The following is an 18,247-nucleotide window of genomic DNA, read 5'->3' on the forward strand; positions in this document are numbered from 1 at the left end:
AGTAAATGAGGACAAGCTTCATCAATTGCTAACTACTGTTTTCAGATGTAGGGGGTGAGCTTGCGGCTAATAATCCGCAGCATTCACTGATTCAGGAGAATAAAATGCGCATTGCTATTCGGGGCATCCTGATGTTCATTTATGTTGCATCGCTCATGGCATCGAGCGGCCAGATCAAAACTTATAACAAACAAAGCGATCTTCTTGATGGAAAAGCCCATCAGGTGTCCATTTCGGGTCGTGCGGAAATCATGCTTGCCCCTCGTGGAATACCCATTTTCGAGAGCGGGCGTCCGTTTATCTGGGATCTCGAGATCGATCTGAAAGGCAATGTGCTTGTTGCGACCGGTGATCGAGCGAGTATTTATCTCATTCCCTCCAATGACAACGCGAAAATCATTGCCCAATGGAATGATGTTGAGAGCTATGCTTTGGCAATCGATTCCCAAGGGAATTACTACGCTGGCACCTCTCCTGATGGAAAGATCTATCGTATCTTTTCTGACAGGGCACCCCAATTATGGGTCGAACTCGGCGCAAAATACATCTGGGATATTACATTCGATCAACGCAATCGGTGCTTCGTGGCAACCGGAGACAGTGGTGACATTTATGTTATCGAATCAAAGGGTTCACCAAAGCTATTGTTTCGTAGTTCAGAAACCCATATTCGCTGTTTAAGCTGGGATAATGGCAATCGTCTCTTAGCTGGCAGTTATCCACATGGTTATATTTATCGGTTTGACAACCTTGATCAGCCGCCGATGGTGATCTATGATGCACCTTATCAGGAAATTCACCTGATCTATGCCTCGCGACAAGGGCACATTTATGCCGCTGCAATGGGCAAGGAAGTGTCGGCCAGTGTCGATGTTCAGACTGTTGATTCAGATAAGTTAGATAAATTGACCGAAATTCGTGGCTTCGAAGATGCTAAAAAAACAAGTGAGCCAAAAAAGGGGGATGGCTCGGCCAGTGGCATCATCAAAATTCAATCGGATAATTTAATAAAAGAAATCTGGCAATCATCCTGGGGAACTGTCCAAGCCATCGCGCCCTTTAGGGATGATGCACTATTGGTTGGTACCAGCGACCACGGGCGGCTTTACTTGATCAATGATCAGGATGAGATTACCTATCTCATGAGCACAAGCGGCTCACATATCATGCGCCTCAAAGCTTCTTTGGACGGCAAAATGTACATTGGAACTTCAAATTTGGGCAACGTTGTACTGCTCAAAAACAATTATGAATCCCAGGGGAGTTATGAATCCAAAGTTTTCGATGCTAAGATAACCTCCCACTGGGGCAAATTTCAATATGATGCAAAATTGCCAGCCGGATGCAGTGTCAAGCTCTATACACGTTCGGGAAATACAGAACAAACAAACAACACCTGGAGCTCCTGGTTTGAATTAGCTCCTGGCGGCAATATCACCAGCCCCGAGGCTCGTTTTCTGCAATGGAAACTCGTTTTAGAGACATCAAATCCAGCCGTCACTCCAACAATTAGCCAGATCAAACTATCCTACCTTCAAACCAACATTGCCCCGGAATTGTTAACCATTACGATTGATCCGATACAGCCGAAGAAGCGCCAGGAGGCGGGAGTTGCTCTTGAGCCCATGCTATCTGAATTTTCCATGAGCGAGGAATCATTCGCCGAGCCAGGAACAGGTGCAAAAACTCTTACTGCTCCTGATCTTCGTCGGGCGCTCCCAGAAGGCTATCGCCGAGTAAGCTGGCAAGCGAGAGATCAAAACAACGACAGGCTCACTTTTGATTTGTACATCCAAAGCAAAGATGAATCGACATGGCGACAATTAAAAGAGCAATTCACTCATAATTGGTATGTCTGGGATAGTCGATTGATGCCTGATGGGATGTATCGGTTCAAAATCATTGCTCATGATAAATCATCAAACCCAATTCCGAACGCCAAGAAGACAGAAAAGCTTAGTGATTGGTTTATTATCGACAACGATGGACCGTATCTCGTTGCTGTTCGAATAAAAAAAGGCTCAAAAGATAGCCTTCAGATCAATTTTACCCTGCAAGATGATTGGAGTTCGATCCTGGAAGTGCAAATTTCAATGGATATGCAGAACTGGGTGGCGATTCTTCCAATTGATCAAGTAGCCGATACTCAGCGCGAGGATTTCCTATATCAAATCCAGGTACAACAAGAACGCCCCGCCTCGATCGTCGTCAAAGCAAAAGATGCTTCTGAAAATATCAGTTATAGCCGAATCAAACTTGAGGAGTGATATGTTATCTGACGCTGAAGTGGCCAAGCTCAATGAACTCATCTCTGCCCATCAAAAATTCGTTCTCACGACTCATATCAATCCCGATGGAGATGCCATTGGTTCGGAAATTGCTATGACCGAATATCTTCGCGGTTCTGGTAAACACGCGATAATCATCAATAACTCGGCTACACCAAACAACTATAAATTTTTAGATCGCCACCAGGAAATTATCGTTTATGATGAACAACATCGCCATTTAATCACCGATGCAGACGCGTTCATCATTGTCGATATTAGCGATTGGGAGCGATTGCGAACGATCGGTCAACTGATCAAAAACATGTCGGCTCCGAAAATCTGTATTGATCATCATCATATCAATTATCGCTTCGCTGATCTCGACATCATTCATGAAGAAGCTTCTTCTACTGGCGAGATCGTTTATGATTTTTTGGTCGCAGTGAATTTCCCGATCAATGGGATCATCGCTGAGGCGCTGTACACCTGTCTGCTGAGTGACACAGGCTCATTTCGTTTTTCAAATACCACAGCCAAAACGCATCGTGTTGCATCGCATCTTTTAGAACTTGGTATCAATGTCCGCGAGATCCATCATCTCGTTTATGAACAAAATTCCAGAAGCAAAATGGCATTGCTTGGAGAGGCGTTACGGAATCTTCATTATGAGTGCGATGGCCGTTTGGCCTGGTTTGTCTTGTCAGAACAGATGTTCCAATCGTGCCAGGCATCTCATTGGGATACAGAAGGTTTTCCGGAAATTCCCCGAACCATTGAAGGGGTTGATGTCAGTTTAATGTTCACTGAACTGGATAAAGATAAAGTGAAAATTAGCTTGCGTTCAAAAGGGAAAGTCGTGATTCATCAGATTGCAGAAAAATTTGGCGGCGGTGGACATCATTACGCTGCCGGCGCGCTGGTCAACAGCAGCCTCAACGAGATAGTCCCGATTGTCGTAAGCGAAATTAAGCAGTTGCTTGGATGCGAATGAGATCGAAACTCGCTTTTATCGATGAAATAAAACAAGCAATCAAATGCCTCAAGCTTGTTTTATCAGCCATGATGTGCAGTTCTAAAGCGATTCATCAATTTGGGCATCATTTCTTGATCTGTCATAGATTTTTGTGCTTAACGCGGATATTAGGTTGATGCAGCAAACTCCACCATTTGCAGAGCGTACCATTCCAATTTTCACAGTCACATTTTTGTCATTCTCACTACCGAGCAATTAGCCAATAAAAATCGTTCTTCGGAATACCTCTTTTCTCCGCTCAACAAAAAATCAATGAATTAGCAGCGGCAATTTCCCTCAATGAGCTCTTTTTCACTCTCCTTTTCTCTAAAAATTTCATATTAAAAAAAAGCAATATCCTTTTTTTGCCTTGCATTTCAGCGCGATATCAATTAATTTTGAGGTTAATTTCTGAGTGATTTGTTTCCGCTTCTTATCGTGTTCTTATCCAAAGGCATTTTGTGCTTCCCTTTTCGAATAAATAATATGTAGCATCAAACAGAAGTTGAAAAAGGTCCAAAGATCGGAATGAATAATCGACAGCATTTGTGCGACACCCATAATGATCTTTATCAGAAGCTCTTCGAACTCTCCGATACCCCAGGTTCGATATTCGACAGAGATGGAAAAATTTTGGCCCTGAATCAGGCTTTGCGGCGCTTATTGAGCAAAACAATAGCTGATCGTTCGCTGCCGATGCAAATTGAGGATTTGTTTCATCCAAATCAGCGTCGACGTGTGGTTCAATATTATCAAAATTGCGACCGCCAAAAGATCTCGTCTTCTCCATTCATCTTGGAAACAGCTAGTAATCAGCGACGATTGGTGAAATTTAAGATCGAAACGATCGATGGAGCAGATTTATTTTATGGTAGCTTGAAGGATGTTACCGCGAAGGAACGTCAAAAAAAGCGCCAGCACCAACTGGCGAAGCGGATTGCGATTATCAATGAGATCGTAGCAGCGGTGAATTCCAATTTAAACCAGCAGCAATTGATCAAAATCTTTCTGAACCAAATTGCAAGAATTGTTCACTATGATCTGGCATATGTCTTATTATGCGATATCGATGATCGGGAACTCGAAATCCATATGTCAAAAGATGTTTCAGAGGTAGAATCCACAAAAGGATCGGGACACTTCTGCTATTCGCTCAATCAAATCCTTGTCAATTGTCAAAAAATCGAACAAGACCCGGATACCATCGCTAAGTTCGCTGAGGCCTTGGGCATAGTACCAGAAAAAAAATATCGCTCTCAAGCACTCATTCAATTGCAGACTGATGAACAGCTTATCGGAGTGGTATTGCTGTATTGCGACAAAAGAAATGCGTTCACGCGGTACCATGTGAGCGTTTTTCGAGAAATTTCAGGTCAGATCGCTGTTGCCTTCATGAAATCCCGTTTGCTCCAGCGTTATCAGCAGTCGCTGACCAATTTATCCTATTTAGCGCGAATCAATGAATTTCTCACCAGTTCGCTGGAATTAGATGACGTCTTGAAACAGTTAGTTGAATCGTCCCAACAGATCATGCAGGCGAAGATCTGTACCATTCACTTACTCAATGATCAAAAATCCATCCAGTTGTACACTCGTCACGCGGATCATCGCAACTCCGAGATGCTGGACTGTTTTCGACCGCAAATTCAGCAAATCATCACCACAAAACGGCCTCTTGTGGTCGAGAATCTGGACTATCATAACATTCAGTTTTTCAAAAATAGGCTTTTGATCCAACAAATGAATTTGAAATCGATGATCATTTTGCCAGTTGTCGTCGACGGGATGACCATTGCGTTGCTCTCAGTTTTTTTGGACAAGGTCCATTATTTCAGTGAGCATGAGATCGAACTGCTTTCAATGTTGGCTGATCAAGCAGCTATAGCCATGAAAAATGCTGCGTTGTATCGACAGGTGCAGGATACGAAAAATTTTCTGGAGAGCATCATTCACAGTTCAACTCATATAATTGTAGCGACCGATCTGGAAGGAAAAATTACCTTTTTCAACCGCAGCGCTTGCCGAAAGACTGGCTATACCAGTGAAGAAGCTCTCAATTTGCCGTTTTTCGACCGATTTATCAAAAATGGAGCTGCGATCTTTGAGGGGCTTAAACAACAACTGTTCCGTCTCAATCGCAACCAGTGGTTTGAATGTGATATGTTTCAAAAGGATGGAAAATATTTTCGGATTGCTTGGTCATTCTCTGCATTGGTCGATCATAATCAGCATATTATCGGGAGCATTGGAATTGGTCGGGAATTACCAGCGCCACAAATCGGGCCGAAGCATTTCGGAGTTATCACTAGCACCAATGAGGTGGTTAAGATAAACTAGCTTTTGCATCTATAACCATAAGGTTAACAGATTTTGAGATTTGATTTCGAGAGATACTTTGAGAGATGAATCCAACATCGGGGCTTGCAACTTGTCCGAATTAGAACTGACAAAATCCACTCAGCTTGATGCGCTGGTTCAAGTGATGGATGCTATCCATCGAGGCGATGATATTATTGCCATTCTTGCGATGGCAACTGAGCAAATTTTTCGAAGCATCAATTGCGACTTTGTGAATGTTTTGTTTCATAATCCATCCGCAAAACATTTTTATCTTCATCGATGCCTTAGCCCGCAAAATTCAGCCGCAGATGACTTGATTATCATCCCCTATCATGAGACATCGATTACCGACATCGTTCGGTCGCACAGGAGTGTGATTCGAGAGGACTTATCTCAGCGAGGAAACATGACGCCTGGGGACTTGAGGTTCATTGCCCAGGACATAAAATCCGATCTTTCGGTACCGATTATTTCGAATAACCAAGTGCAAGCCATCTTACATTTGAGCAGTTACCAAGCTCACTTTTTCACAGAACAATCAGAATATCAGGCTGAGCAATTTGCAAAGCTAATTGCGCTTGCTTTTGAACGAACAGATTTGATAGAGCGATTAAATCGCCATCAATCAAATTTTTTACTCTGGAAAAATAAATTCAACCGATTATTCGAAAACATCAGCCAACCAGTAGTGCTGGTTCGAAGTGACGATGACTTAATCTGCGCCTGCAATCTTCCATTTCAACAAGTTTCTGGCTACACTGCTGAACAATTGAATGGGATGCGATTGTCGAGCCTCCATCCTGAACATGGTGAGACAATTTTATCGAGATTGGATAAATTTTCTCCGCAAGTTGCTTGCTCAGAGCTCGGTGTTTTGAAACTCGTGCGAAGCGACGGTCAGCAGGTTTTGACAAAGGTTCGTCTGGTTGCAGTTGCGGGCAATCAACGCCGCTTCGTTTTAGCGATCTATGATCCGCTTTTCAATAACGGGCCCATTCGAAGGCAACGGAACGGAATGCTGGGGAATGAATCCAGCGAGGGCACTTTGTTGCTCTCCAGCTTCGGAAAATTGATAATGCTGTCTGAGCAATCGCTAAGCTTGGACCAATTAATTCAATCTGCCCTATTGATCCTGAAAACAGACGTGACATTCGATTATGCTCAAATCTGCTTGTTTAGTTCTGACAAACCTACCTTAGAAACCTATACGATGATTTCGGAAGCCTGTCGACAATTATCTAACCATGCCGATTGGATGATCGTCGAAGCGGGTGAGTTTTACTGGTATAATGTCGCACATCAGCCCAGAAGCGCTGAACCGAGCGAGGTTATTGTGCCCAAACTCCGATCTAAAGTCGCAGCGGCGCTTGAGAGAGGCACTCGGGTTCTTGGAACGTTGTTAGTGGGAAGTTTAAAGCCGGAACAGTATCACGAGGAGCAGGTTGAAATTGTTAATCAGCTCGCAGGGCCAATAGCGTGGCTTATTGATAATGCTCAATCCGCTCCTGAAAACGATAAGCAAAAACGCATCGAGCAAGCCAAGTCCAAGCTCGACAGTTTAGTGAGCCAGGATGATGGTATTGAACAGCATCTCCGCGCCCTGGCAAAACTAAGTGCCGATTTGCTCGATGCGAAATTAGCATCAATCCATTTCATTGAATCGCAATTTGCGATCCCCGACGTTATACTCAGCGATGCCCAATGCTGTTCTGCGGCAATCGCAAGTTTCGAGAGAAAGTGCGTTTTCCCAAGGACTCTGGCAAAATCAGAATGGTATGTAATTGAAACCATTCCGAACGAGACGTTGGATTGTTCAGATGTTTTGACCCCGGATTATGTTTCTTATCTCTCGATTCCATTGAAAAGCAAAGGGAAAACAATTGCCATCTTGACCAATTATTCTAATAAGCTCTATCTTGATTCATCCGATACCACGCTTAATATAGCAGTGATCAGCAGCGTTGCTGGCGATGTTCTCCGACAGTTACGATTCGATCAACAGATTGCGCAGCGCCTGGACCATCTGGAGCGTGCGGTTGAATGGGCCGCGGATACGATCGACAATTTCGCCAATGATCTGAGAGCGCCTGTTAGCTCGATTCAGGCATTGGTCACAGCTGCTCTCGAGCATCTCGAACAAAGGGATGCACCACAAATATCGAATTATTTACAACTGATAAAAACTCGTTCGCGCTATTTGCAACTCTATATCGATGCCTTGGCCAAATTTGCTGATTTCGATCTGGCAGTTCCAAGGCAAAGCCTAACCAGCACCCAAGAGCTCATTGCAGAAGTCATCCAAAGATTTCAGCAAACGATTGAGCAACGAAAAATTAAATTGAAAATCGATCAAGAGCTACCAGCGATTCGAGGAGACCGCCAATTGATGTTCCAACTTTTTAGTCAATTGATCGACTGTACAATCGAACAATTAACGGATCGAGAGGTGCGACCCTCCATTGAGATCACCTACAAATCTGGTCGCGGCGAAGGATTTTTTGTCATCCGAAATAATGGGCCAGTGATTCAAAATGGCCAATTGCATAATTTCTTTGAATCGCCAAATCTCGGAGAGGATCATCCGAATAATGGCATTCAGCATCGATTAAGCCTGGCAATTGCCAAGAAAATCGTGGAGCTTCACAATGGTCAAATCTGGTTTGAATCAGCAGCGACACATGGAAATAGGTTTTATTTGCGGTTGCCAGTAGCAAGCTAATGTTTGATATTCCGCTGAAAAAATCGACTTCTACAACGAAATTTAAATCTGAGGAATTGCAGCAATGGAAAAACAGCTATCTGAAGTTGATATTCAAGCGCTTATTCAAGAAAATATCGCTCTAAAGCGAAAGCTTCGATCGAAAGAGCTTTTGCTCGATCAAAAGAATGCTGAGATTCAGCAATATCTTTACACGGTCTCTCATGAATTAAAGACACCGATCAGTTCCATGCGTGGCTACTCCATTCTTCTTCAGGATTTCCACTTAAACGATATGAACCCGGAAATCCTGGCATATCTCCAAAAGATCGCCAACAATTTGGATCAGATGGATCAACTGATCGATAATTTATTGGATTATACCCGCATTGAGGTTACTCAAGAAGAATGCGAGGAGGTCGCGTGTCAGGAATTGATCGATGAGGCGTTGGAGGAGCTGAATTTCCTTCTGCATCAGCGCCACTACGAATTAACCATTGCTTCTAATTTGCCGACCATTTTCTGCAAGCGCAATCTAATGGTTCGGGTGTTCACCAATTTGCTGAGCAATGCTATCAAATATTCAAAGAATAATGAGCTGCCCAGGATTGAAGTTGGCTATATCTCCGATGAGATTTTTCATAAATTTTATGTGAAAGATAATGGCGTCGGAATTTCCCCTGCCGACAAGGAGAAGATCTTCCAGATTTTTGGGCGATTGAACAATAAGAAAGATGCCAAGGGCAACGGACTTGGACTAATTATCTCCAAACGGATCGTCGAAAAACATGGTGGTGAGATCTGGGTCGAGTCGATTCGCGGCAAAGGCAGCACCTTCTTTTTTACAATTCCTAGAAAATCGGCCAATTGATTTTTTAGTGGTTCTCAAATTAGAAAATTTATTATCTGATGTCAATGGTAAAGTTTTCGCTTCACCTCTGATATAGACAGGCGAAGTATAAAAATATCCATTTGATTCTTTATAGCTTGATCAATTTTGCTTTCCCAATCCTTAAGAGCATTGACCTGCTTGCAGAAATTCATTTCACAAAGAAGCTTTAAGCTTACCTAAATTCTACCAATTCTCGGTTCTTAATTTTTTCCTCTATTGAAATGCTAATAAGCTCGGCACTCGCTAGATATCGAGGAACATTTTTAAACCGTTTTTGTTGAATAGAAGCTAATTAAATTTTCTTTTAATAAAGGCTAATGAAGTTCTGTAAAAGGTTGCAATCTATGATTCCTTGCAATCTGCTTACTACCAGATCTATCTCGATTGAAATAAGGATTCAATTGTGCAGAAATCTATGCCGCCCAATGAAAAAAGCAGAGGACAATTCTTTTGATTAGGAATGATTAGATAAGTATGAAGCTTTTTTTCAATATAAATCATATCCGCTGTTTATCAATCCCATCCGTGGGATTATCGATTCTGTTCATTCTATTGTTTTGTTGCTCGATGAAAAAACAACGAATAGCGGTAATTGACACTAATGAAATCTCAATTTTGGCGGAGCGGAAAGCGCTGGATCGTGGAAAGGCGATCTGGTTCAACACAAAACTTGGGGCCAACGGATTTTCTTGCGAATCATGTCATGAAAGCGGAATGGATACCAATGCCGAATTATATCCACGGTACAAACACATTCTCCGAACAGTCGCCACTTTGTCGATGACGCATAATTTCGCCGTAGTAAGAGAAAGTAAAGGGAAGCCATGGGAGCTCGGTGGTGAGGACGCCAATGCGCTAGCGCTTTTTGTCACTTCATTCGCGAATGGCAAACCGATGAGAATGACTGAACCCAAGTCAATCCATAAGCAGTGGATAGCACGAGGAGATTCGATTTTTCATGATGTGAATTTGGGGACAAACCAGAGGAGCTGTGCCGCATGTCACGAGCCGACAAAAAACAAGAGCCGGGAATTTGCCGAAGCTGAAAAGGGACCTTTCTTGCGCGGTATCGCAGCGCGGTATCCACGCTATCGTCATGAACTTGGCCGGGTCGTGACTCTGGAGCAACAGATCAATTACTGCATTGAAACCCGACAATGTGGCGCTCCCCTGGCTTTGGATAGTCAGCAAATTGTGGCGCTATGCTGCTATTTAGCCCATCTGAGCCACGGGAGGAAAATTGCTGTGGCCAAATAACTATTTAATTGGGGTATTCTATGGTGCGTCAAAATGAACAACAATCGAATTTGAAGCGCCGAAGTTTTTTATCCATCATTGTCGGAGTCATTTTATCGCCTTTAATGCCAGCACTGAGTTTTGCTCGTCGATTGTGGCCAGTGCGCAGCGTCGAAAAATCCGTCCCGGAGTTCGATCCAGCGTCATGGCGGCTCACCGTCGCGGGCAAGGTTGATTATCCCATAGAGCTGACATATGACAGTCTCAAACAACTGCCCTCGGTGCAGCAAGTCAACGATTTGGACTGCGTAGAGCAATGGTCGGTAAAAAAAATAACCTGGCGTGGAGTGCAGCTTCGAACGATTATTGAAATGAGCAAGCCCCAACCAGACGCGAGATATTTGATCATATATTGTAGCGGGGGACAATACACAGAAAGCTTAACAATAGAGCAAGCGCTCTCGCCCGATGTAATTTTAGCCTATGAGGCCGATAACAAGCCTCTGGAGCCAAAGCACGGAGCTCCATTAAGATTGGTTGTTCCACGTCTTTGGGCGTATAAAAGCGCCAAATGGGTTGAGCGCATCGAATTTGCTTCTGAACGTCATCTCGGCTATTGGGAACAACGCGGCTACGATCCTGATGCTGGACCAGAGAAATATCATGGCAAGGGCAAAAAGGCTCGGCCGGGAAAGCAACTCTAAACGCAATGAAGTTAGAACTGAATCTCTCGGGCATATAGATAGAGTAACAGCTCAGCCACTTCAAAATCAGCAAAAAATCGCTTGACATTTTCATCAAATAAAACTATATTCAGTCCACAGATTTGACACAAAATGACATGGACATAAATTATCGGGCAGGTTGAATTATGGATATTACAATTCTCGCATCGATTCTCGGAGTTGGTGGTTTGGGCTTGCTATTCGGAGCTGGATTAGCATTTGCTTCAAAGAAATTTGCTGTTTATGTGGATCCAAAAATAGAAGAAATCATCAGCGCATTGCCGGGAGCTAATTGCGGTGGTTGTGGCTATCCTGGATGCAGCGGCTATGCAGAGGCAGTGGTCAAGAGTGGCGCACCAATGACCCTCTGTTCGCCAGGTGGCGATGCAGTGGTTCAGAAGATTGCAGCAATTATGGGTGTGGAAGCAGTTGAGGCCGGTGAGAAAAAGGTGGCAGTGGTGCAATGCCAGGGCTCTCACGAAAATGCTCCCAAACGATACCATTACGCTGGGATTACCAATTGCCATGCCGCTCAAATTTTGATGGGCGGAGATAAAGCCTGCGTTTATGGGTGTCTTGGCTACGGCACTTGTGTGGAATCCTGTCCATTCGGCGCCATGCGCATGGGCGATGATGGACTTCCGATTGTGATCGAGGAGAAATGCACGGGTTGTGGAATGTGCGTGGCCGCCTGCCCAAGAGGGATTATGAAGCTCATCCCTGTCTCTCAGAAGATATTTCTGGGCTGTGTTTCGCAAGATAAAGGAAAAGCGGTGAAGCAGGTCTGTAAGGTTGGCTGCACTGCCTGTACCCTCTGCGCCAACCCCAAGGTCACGCCATCGGGTTCGATTCAAATGAAAGGAAATTTGCCCGAAATAATTAACATCAAGGCCGATGATTTGGCAAACGCGGTTGAGAAATGCCCCAGCCACTGCTTCGTCGTGCGAGGCAAGGCTCAACTTGCAGAGGTATCGGCTGAAATTGAACAAACCGTTTAATTTGAAAGGATTATTTTTATGTTTGAAAAAGTTAAGAAAGCATTAGATAAAATTCGTCCCTCCCTGCAGGCAGACGGTGGGGACGTCAAGTTGGTCAGTGTTGATGGCGATGTGGTGAAAGTGCAATTGACTGGCGCCTGTGGTGGCTGCCCATTTTCCCAGATGACGCTCAAAATGGGCATCGAACGCGCCCTCAAACAGGAGGTTCCTGAGATCAAAGAAGTGATTGCACTTTAATTTCGCTTATTATGAAACAAGACCGAAAACTTGGAGACGAATGGGTAGGATGGGATGGCAATCTCAGCGACACGACGCTTCATGCCGAGACAGGCAAACGGCTGTTTCTGGGACTTGCTATCCTATCCATTCTTCTGGTTACCCTGGTACTTTCTACAATCTGGTATCTTATTTCGCCTCGCGTCTCACAATTTCATCCTGCCATTGCTACAGTAATTAAATATTTGATCCTTGCTTCTTTAATCGGATTAATCCTGGTCTTTTTGCAGACTGTCCTGTCCATTGTTCTCCGGAAGAACCTTTTGGTCCGGATTCACAAAAAATATTTTTCAATCACATTTTTAACCCCGTTAATCTTGGCGCTCGGCACAAAGATCGGCATATCTTACGATCGGATCGGTAATTCATTTATCAAGGTGAGCAATTCGCTGATTATGACTACACCGCAAAAGATCAGCAATAGCAAAATACTCATCCTTTTACCCCGCTGCTTACGTCGTCCCATTCGGGAGCAGATTAATGCAATTGCCCAAAAATATCGCTGCGCCATATTCACTGTTCCTGGGGGCGAACTGGCGAGGAAGATTATTGCCGAGAACAAGCCTTCTGCAATCATTGGCGTCGCCTGCGAGCGCGATCTGCTGAGCGGCATCCGCGATACCCAACATATTCCAGTTATCGGTATCCCAAACGAACGTCCTGAGGGCCCTTGCAAGAATACTACCGTCGATTATAAGAAGATCGAAGATGCATTGCTATTCTTTCTGGAATAGGAATACAGGAATTCAGAGCTGTGGTTGGCCAGATAGCGACAGGTTCACTCATTTGAATAAATATTACGAGAAATTCTATTCGCTTCAAAAAATCACTTGCTTTTTTCAGTTTTTGATCGTATAATGCAAACGTCAATTACGTTGGCTGCGACCGCTCGAGCAATCAGGCTATTTTTGTAACTCATCCGACTTCTTCCGTATTTTCAAAATCGAAAAATGGACTAGCTCGAATTGAACGGAATCTTTTGGTAAACGGCACTACGTAAGCCTTAAACAACTCTCCAACTTTTAGCGATGATCAATAAATAATGTTTCCTGAAGAATGACCCTCTGGCTGTTCTTGACAGAAAAAGGATCAAAAATCAAGACCATTGCTGCACTGCTCCTCTGCTATTCAAGCAACGCTGATTGAACCTCCAACAGTACCTGAGATCATGATTAGAAAATAGGCCAAGTTATTTGGCATTATAACTAGCCATTCGCTTAGGATGTCAATATCATTAGTTTTTTTATATCACCCCAAATTATTCGCTCGAAAGCCGCAACCAAATGCTTCAGCTTATTCATTTTCATTTAAATCCATAAACCACGAGGACCTATTCAAGAGGAGGTAGACCTATGATCCGAAAATTTTTTTATTGGCCATTGCTGCTTGTCCTATTAAATGGGCTTGTCTCTTTGGTCATAGCCCAGAATCCTATCCAAGTAACGCATGAGACCAAAGATTTGCGAGAAATGACGTTTGCCTGGTCACCAGATGGAACTCAATTCGCCTATATCGCCTGGTGCGATAATGAGGTGAAACTATATCGCATCAATCTTGACGGCAGCAATAAGACGCTCTTGGCCGATAGTGTGGAAACCAGCTACGGCTGCCCAGTGGATTGGAAGGGATCGTATATCGTTTTTAAGGCAAAATCTAAAACAGGGACTTATCCCTACAATTTCCTGTTGCGGCGCATTAAGCCAGATGGAACTGATGAGAAAAACATAATTGGGCCTTACTGGTATGGAGATTATGTGCTCCGTCCTGGCGGTAATTGGCTGCTATTTCGGGAAGCTCCGGCTGGTTGGTGGGTCGCCCGGCGCATCGATATTACAGGAGCCAATGCCAAAACAGTGAGCCATAGCTCGCTGGTTCAGGGAATCGGTTGGCTTGGCAAGTCGCACATCCTTTATACTCGGGGCGATAACTATAACCAGCCATGCAAGCTTTATAAGGTCGATTTTGATGGCGGCAACCTTGCTACACTGACCCCAAACAATCTCCCAAATAACATCCAATTTGCAGCTTCACCAGATTCAAGCAAAATCCTTTACTGCGATGGATTTCCCGATAGCTGGGATATCTGGGTGATGAATGCCAATGGCAGCAATAAAACGCGCCTGACATCAGATCCGGCGCATGAATTATTGAGCTGGCCGCTGCAAAATGTGTGGATGCCAGATGGGCAATCGTTCTTCTTCTTCTCTTATAAAATTGGCAAAGGAAATATCTTCAAAATGAATGTTAATGGCACTGGGCTAAAACAAATCACTTTCGGCGATTCCATTAGCTATATGCCAAACGTTTCGCCCGATGGCAAAAAATTGGCGTTTCTCTCGCGGCGCAGCGGCGTGACCGATATTTGGTATATCGACTTCGAAAAAGTGCATGTAGCAATTCACGATACGAGCGGCAAACCTAATACTTATATTGATATCCCGATCTACGTCAGCGATGTGACTGACAAGAATATTAAAAGCTTTGGCTTGACCGTAGAGACCAATCCCGCTATTTTGATCCCACAGGCCGTCATCACGACAGGGACGCTCTCACAAGCCTGGGGGGCTGCGACTTATAACATCGTTGGTGGGAAGATCAAAATTGGTCATGCAGGGACCACCGCTTTAGCTGGCTCAGGAAAATTGATTTATTTGCGCTATCAAGTGGCTCCCAATGCCATCCACAATAGCGTCGCCGATCTCATAATTTCAGATTTTATTTTTAATGATGGTCAACCTGAGGTGATTATTACAAACGGAAAATTCACTGTCATTGCCAAGTATAACATCTCTGGAACGATTAGATATTACAGCAATAGCATTCCGGTCCCTGCCGTGGAGGTCAAATTAGATGGAAATCAGAAAACGACAGGTAACACCGGAGAATTCCAGTTCCTCGATGTCATTCAGGGTAATTATACGCTGCGACCTAAAAAAATGGGAAGCTCAGTTCACGCAGTTGGACCCTATGATGCCGCGCTTATCCTGATGTCTGTGGTTCAAGCGCTTACTCTGACGCCATATCAAAAGATCGCTGGCGACGTTTCTGGCAATGGTCAAGTGACAGCATTGGATGCTTCCTATGTCCTCCAATATTATGTCGGACTGATCCCCAAATTTCCTGTGAACAAGGATTGGACCTTTGTGCCGCTCAGCTTTCCAATTAATCAAAACAACTGGCCGACCGCCCCAGACTCCATTCGGTATGAGCCGCTAAATGCGGATAAAGTCAATCAGGACTTTGTCGGTATCGTTTATGGTGATGTGTCGGGCAATTGGCAGGTGCCACCTGGCGAGTATCTCGCCAGAGCGGATCAGGCCGACAAAATTATCATTGGTCAGTTTGAGGCTCGATCAGATGGACGAATAATCATGCCGATCGAAATTCGCGCTGCATCAGATCTGTTCGCTTGGGGCATTGCGGTTCAATATTCTCAAGACCAGCTTCGCTTTATCAGTGCCGAGCCTGTGACTACAACCAAGTCTTCGGCATTGTTCTCCTCGCATGAGCAGAATGGGATGATCAAAATGGCGATGGCCTCAGCTCAAGCGATTGCCGATAACTCCTGCAAGATCCGGTTTATTTTTGAGCCAATTGCCGACCGGAAGGTTCTTGCCGTCACGCCAATCACGATTCAACAATTTTCTGTGAACGGCAACGACTATGAAATCAAAAATCTACCACAATCTCAATTGGATAATTTTTCCGTCCCGCAAAACTATGGTTTGGACCAAAATTATCCCAATCCATTTAATGCCGAAACCATGGTGAAATATCAACTACCTCAAGCTGATTTTGTGACGATAGAGATCTACAATTTGCTGGGACAGAAATTGCGAACTCTGGTCTCCGAGCATCAAGGGCCAGGTATATATCGGATCCGTTGGGATGGCCGAAACGATTGGGGTGAACCAGTGGGCAGTGGTGAATATCTCTGTCAGATGAAAACCACCAATTTCGTCACGGTAAGAAAGATGCTTTTGCTCCGCTAAATTGATAGCTTCGTCTTATTCGACTTATTCATCAGTGCATCGGTCGCTGGAAGAAACAGAATAGCATCGGACGGTCAGCTTTCAGCGACCGATGTTTTATTATCGCTACCCGTTTGAAACTATTCTTTCAAATCAGAAGGGATAATCGAGAAACCTTTCAGTTCTATGCCTTCTATCATAAAATCCTCTCGAGGAACCAGCCATTCCATAAATTTCGCTTGACTTTCGTATCTTTTTTTAACATATTTTTATATGAAGCCAACGGCGCCAAATCCAGTTAAATTATTTTGTGGGGTCCTCTATTCTGATGCCCCATTGATGGAACGCGCGCGATCTGAACTGATGGCCCAATTTGGAGCGATCGACTTTCAGAGCCCAGTGTTTCGCTTTGAAGTGTCTGATTATTACCGCACCGAGATGGGCTGGCCGATCTGGAGGTTGTTCTGGTCGTTCGAGCAACTTATTCTTCCAAATCAGATTGCCAGAATTAAAATTGCCTGCAATGCCATCGAGGAATTGCTGGCTGTTGCAAACTGTCGGAAAGTGAATCTGGACCCTGGTTACATGGATTATGATAAGATCGTGCTGGCCTCTGCAAAGTATAATGGACAAAAAATTTATTTGGATCTCGGAATTTATGCGGATCTTACGTTGCGCTATGAAAAGGGTGATTACCATCCTTTTCCCTGGAGTTTTCCAGATTTTCGGAGTGGCGAATATAATCGAGCTTTTTTGCGGATGCGAGAACTCTATAAAGCCCAGCTAAAAAAAGGTGAGCATCATTAAAAGCGGACATTATCAGATTATTGCGACCTTGGGCCCGGCAGTTAAAAATCGGGTGAGTGAGCTTGTGCAGGCTGGTGCTACTGGTTTTCGGATCAACAGCGCGCATGTCACACTGGCCGAGCTCTCGCGCTGGCTGATCGAACTGGAGCGGGTATTTCGACAGCGCGGGGACGCCATGCCCATATGGCTAGATTTACAGGGCTCGAAGCTGCGAATCGGTCGACTTGTGAAGGTCAATTTCCTTCAGCGGGGCGAGATTGTCACATTTAAAAATAGCTATAGTCAGATTGCTGCTGAAATCCCTCTCCCCTACCCTTCGGTATTCCAGCGCATCAAACCAGGCGATCAGATTTCTTTGGACGACGGGAAAATTCAACTCATGGTTCAGCAGGTCAACAATGGTAGCTTTCGAGCACAGGTTCTCAATTTTGGAGAGATCAGTTCCTTCAAAAGCTTTCTCATCCCTCAAAATGATCTAGAAATAGATCAAGTCTCCGCTCGAGATCGTCTGTTCATCGAGCAAACGCGTCACTGGCGGTTCGTTGGTTACGCGATTTCCTATCTCCAAAACACCCGGGAATTGGGATTGTTCCAACAGCTTTTACCGGGAAAACCGCTAGTCGCAAAAATTGAACGACCCAAAGCATTTTTGCAATTGCGCGAATTGGCAAATTCCTCGGATATGACCTGGCTTTGCCGCGGCGATCTCGGGGCGAACGGTTCCATTTATCAGCTTTTCGAGTACGAAAAAAAATTTATCGAACACATGGTGTTCATTGAAAAGCCAGCGTTGATCGCTGGCCAGGTGCTGCAAAACATGGTCCGCCAAAATTATCCCTCCCGTTCCGAGATCGCCCACCTCGGCTATTTATTGGAGAATGGATTTTCTGGGATCGTGCTATCCGATGAAACCGCAATTGGAAAATATCCCATAGAAGCGGTTGAGTTCTGCCGAAACTTCATCAATTATATCCAGAAATGACAAGCCCACTTCACTTTATCATTTCATGCTAAAAAAACTT

Annotated in this window: 13 protein-coding genes; all 13 read left to right on the forward strand. The window is 44.3% G+C overall.

Features of this window, described 5'->3' with window-relative positions:
* The first annotated feature begins 104 nt into the window (after window positions 1-104).
* The 13 genes from ONB37_03990 to ONB37_04050 all read left to right on the forward strand — a co-directional run bounded on the left by ONB37_03990 (window position 105) and on the right by ONB37_04050 (window position 18,207).
* The gene (locus ONB37_03990; GenBank protein ID MDZ7399310.1) at window positions 105-2,267 is read left to right on the forward strand and encodes a hypothetical protein; all 2,163 of its coding nucleotides are present in this window, start codon (window positions 105-107) and stop codon (window positions 2,265-2,267) included.
* Between the two features lies 1 nt (window position 2,268).
* A complete protein-coding gene (locus ONB37_03995) occupies window positions 2,269-3,261 on the forward strand; it encodes a bifunctional oligoribonuclease/PAP phosphatase NrnA (protein ID MDZ7399311.1) in 993 nt (330 codons plus the stop codon).
* Between the two features lie 549 nt (window positions 3,262-3,810).
* Window positions 3,811-5,619 (forward strand): GAF domain-containing protein, encoded by a 1,809-nt coding sequence (locus tag ONB37_04000; protein MDZ7399312.1) that lies wholly within the window; start codon window positions 3,811-3,813, stop codon window positions 5,617-5,619.
* A 91-nt stretch (window positions 5,620-5,710) separates the two neighbouring features.
* A complete protein-coding gene (locus ONB37_04005; GenBank protein ID MDZ7399313.1) occupies window positions 5,711-8,341 on the forward strand; it encodes a GAF domain-containing protein in 2,631 nt (876 codons plus the stop codon).
* Between the two features lie 64 nt (window positions 8,342-8,405).
* Window positions 8,406-9,191, forward strand: coding sequence for an ATP-binding protein (locus ONB37_04010; protein MDZ7399314.1), 786 nt, complete (start codon window positions 8,406-8,408; stop codon window positions 9,189-9,191).
* 588 nt (window positions 9,192-9,779) lie between these two features.
* On the forward strand, window positions 9,780-10,469 hold the full coding sequence (locus ONB37_04015) for a c-type cytochrome (protein ID MDZ7399315.1): 690 nt from the start codon (window positions 9,780-9,782) through the stop codon (window positions 10,467-10,469).
* A 20-nt stretch (window positions 10,470-10,489) separates the two neighbouring features.
* Complete coding sequence (locus tag ONB37_04020) at window positions 10,490-11,152, forward strand: molybdopterin-dependent oxidoreductase (GenBank protein MDZ7399316.1); 663 nt, start codon at window positions 10,490-10,492, stop codon at window positions 11,150-11,152.
* Between the two features lie 167 nt (window positions 11,153-11,319).
* A complete protein-coding gene (locus ONB37_04025) occupies window positions 11,320-12,171 on the forward strand; it encodes an RnfABCDGE type electron transport complex subunit B (GenBank protein MDZ7399317.1) in 852 nt (283 codons plus the stop codon).
* A gap of 18 nt (window positions 12,172-12,189) precedes the next feature.
* On the forward strand, window positions 12,190-12,408 hold the full coding sequence (locus ONB37_04030) for a NifU family protein (GenBank protein MDZ7399318.1): 219 nt from the start codon (window positions 12,190-12,192) through the stop codon (window positions 12,406-12,408).
* Window positions 12,409-12,419: 11 nt separating this feature from the next.
* A complete protein-coding gene (locus ONB37_04035) occupies window positions 12,420-13,181 on the forward strand; it encodes a DUF116 domain-containing protein (GenBank protein MDZ7399319.1) in 762 nt (253 codons plus the stop codon).
* A gap of 618 nt (window positions 13,182-13,799) precedes the next feature.
* Window positions 13,800-16,439, forward strand: a complete 2,640-nt coding sequence (locus ONB37_04040; protein MDZ7399320.1) for a DUF5050 domain-containing protein — start codon at window positions 13,800-13,802, stop codon at window positions 16,437-16,439.
* Between the two features lie 252 nt (window positions 16,440-16,691).
* Window positions 16,692-17,225, forward strand: a complete 534-nt coding sequence (locus tag ONB37_04045; protein ID MDZ7399321.1) for a DUF4416 family protein — start codon at window positions 16,692-16,694, stop codon at window positions 17,223-17,225.
* A complete protein-coding gene (locus ONB37_04050; protein MDZ7399322.1) occupies window positions 17,212-18,207 on the forward strand; it encodes a pyruvate kinase in 996 nt (331 codons plus the stop codon). Before ONB37_04045 ends, ONB37_04050 begins: the two co-directional genes overlap by 14 nt.
* The last annotated feature ends 40 nt before the right edge of the window (window positions 18,208-18,247 follow it).

The sequence above is a fragment of the candidate division KSB1 bacterium genome (assembly GCA_034506395.1).
In the GTDB taxonomy this organism is placed as follows: domain Bacteria; phylum Zhuqueibacterota; class Zhuqueibacteria; order Thermofontimicrobiales; family Thermofontimicrobiaceae; genus Thermofontimicrobium.

Coding starts and splice junctions, on each gene's coding strand:
- ONB37_04030 (MDZ7399318.1), top strand. CDS start 12,190: ATGTTTGAAAAAGTTAAGAAAGCATTAGATAAAATTCGTCCCTCCCTG.
- ONB37_03990 (MDZ7399310.1), top strand. CDS start 105: ATGCGCATTGCTATTCGGGGCATCCTGATGTTCATTTATGTTGCATCG.
- ONB37_04015 (MDZ7399315.1), top strand. CDS start 9,780: ATGAAAAAACAACGAATAGCGGTAATTGACACTAATGAAATCTCAATT.
- ONB37_04000 (MDZ7399312.1), top strand. CDS start 3,811: ATGAATAATCGACAGCATTTGTGCGACACCCATAATGATCTTTATCAG.
- ONB37_04040 (MDZ7399320.1), top strand. CDS start 13,800: ATGATCCGAAAATTTTTTTATTGGCCATTGCTGCTTGTCCTATTAAAT.
- ONB37_04045 (MDZ7399321.1), top strand. CDS start 16,692: ATGAAGCCAACGGCGCCAAATCCAGTTAAATTATTTTGTGGGGTCCTC.
- ONB37_04035 (MDZ7399319.1), top strand. CDS start 12,420: ATGAAACAAGACCGAAAACTTGGAGACGAATGGGTAGGATGGGATGGC.
- ONB37_03995 (MDZ7399311.1), top strand. CDS start 2,269: ATGTTATCTGACGCTGAAGTGGCCAAGCTCAATGAACTCATCTCTGCC.
- ONB37_04010 (MDZ7399314.1), top strand. CDS start 8,406: ATGGAAAAACAGCTATCTGAAGTTGATATTCAAGCGCTTATTCAAGAA.
- ONB37_04025 (MDZ7399317.1), top strand. CDS start 11,320: ATGGATATTACAATTCTCGCATCGATTCTCGGAGTTGGTGGTTTGGGC.
- ONB37_04020 (MDZ7399316.1), top strand. CDS start 10,490: ATGGTGCGTCAAAATGAACAACAATCGAATTTGAAGCGCCGAAGTTTT.